Below are 1395 nucleotides of genomic sequence, written 5' to 3'. Positions count from 1 at the left end.
CACCAGTCTTCGCTCATCGCCGACAATATCGAGCAGTATCTCCACGAGCACGAGAACAAGGATCTGCTGCGTTTCATCACCTGCGGCAGCGTCGACGACGGCAAGTCGACCCTGATCGGGCGGCTGTTGCACGACTCCAAGATGATCTACGAAGATCAGCTCGCCGCCATCACCCGGGACTCCAAGACCAGCGGCACCACCGGTGACAAGGTCGACCTGGCGCTGCTGGTCGACGGCCTGCAGTCGGAACGCGAGCAGGGCATCACCATCGATGTCGCCTACCGCTTCTTCTCCACCGACAAGCGCAAGTTCATCATCGCCGACACCCCGGGACACGAGCAGTACACCCGCAACATGGCCACCGGGGCCTCCACCGCCAGCCTCGCGGTGATCCTGATCGACGCCCGCCACGGGGTGCAGACCCAGACGAGCCGGCACAGCTTCATCGCCGATCTGCTGGGTATCCAGCACCTGGTGATCGCGGTCAACAAGATGGATCTGGTCGACTACTCCGAAGAGCGCTTCAACGAAATCGTCGCCGAGTATCGCGCCTTCGCCGAGAAGCTCGACGCCCGCGACATCCGTTTCGTGCCGCTCTCGGCGCTGGAGGGCGACAACGTCGTCAACCCCAGCGAGCAGATGGATTGGTACGCCGGTCCGCCGCTGCTCGAGCTACTGGAGACGGTCGAGATCGCCCACGACGCCAACCTCTCCGATCTGCGCCTGCCGGTGCAGTACGTCAACCGCCCGCACCTCGACTTCCGCGGCTACTGCGGCACGCTCGAAGCGGGCATCCTGCGCCCCGGCCAGGCGGTCAAGGCGCTGCCCTCGGGCAAGCGCTCGCAGGTGGCACGCATCGTCACCTTCGACGGCGACCTCGAAGAGGCGTATCCGGGGCAGGCGGTGACGGTGACCTTGACCGACGAGATCGATCTTTCCCGCGGAGACTGGCTGGTGGCGGCGGATGCCGAGGTGACCCAGGCCAGCGCGCTGGAAGCGGACATCGTGTGGATGCACGAGAACGCCCTCGAACCCGGCCGGCTCTACGACTTCAAGCTGGGCACCCAGGAAGTGGCGGGGCGAGTGGCGGAGATCGACTACCAGATCGACGTCAACAGCCTGGCGCAGATGCCGGCGGCGGCGCTTGCGCTGAACGCCATCGGGCGCTGCCGGGTGGAGCTGACCGCGAGCGTGCCGCTGGACGACTACCGGCGCAGCCCGGGGACCGGCAGCTTCGTGGTGATCGATCGTCTGAGCAACGTCACCGTGGGCGCGGGTCTGATCCGCGGCGCGGCGGCGGGTCGCGAGGCGAGTGGCGAGGTCGACTGGCAGGCCTTCGAGGTCGAGTTCAACGCCCTGATCCGCAAGCACTTCCCGCACTGGGAAGCGAAGGAC

1 protein-coding gene is annotated in these 1395 nt (G+C 66.3%); it reads left to right on the top strand.

What is annotated here, in order from left to right; all coding sequences use genetic code 11:
• A partial coding sequence (gene cysN / locus DOM67_RS12595) for a sulfate adenylyltransferase subunit CysN (protein ID WP_110676914.1) occupies positions 1-1395 on the top strand: 1395 nt, incomplete at both ends.

The organism is Salinicola sp. RZ23, from assembly GCF_003206675.1.
Taxonomy (GTDB): Bacteria; Pseudomonadota; Gammaproteobacteria; order Pseudomonadales; family Halomonadaceae; genus Salinicola; species Salinicola endophyticus.
Note: the sequence above shows the minus strand (reverse complement) of the source record. Positions and strands in the feature narration are given on the sequence as shown.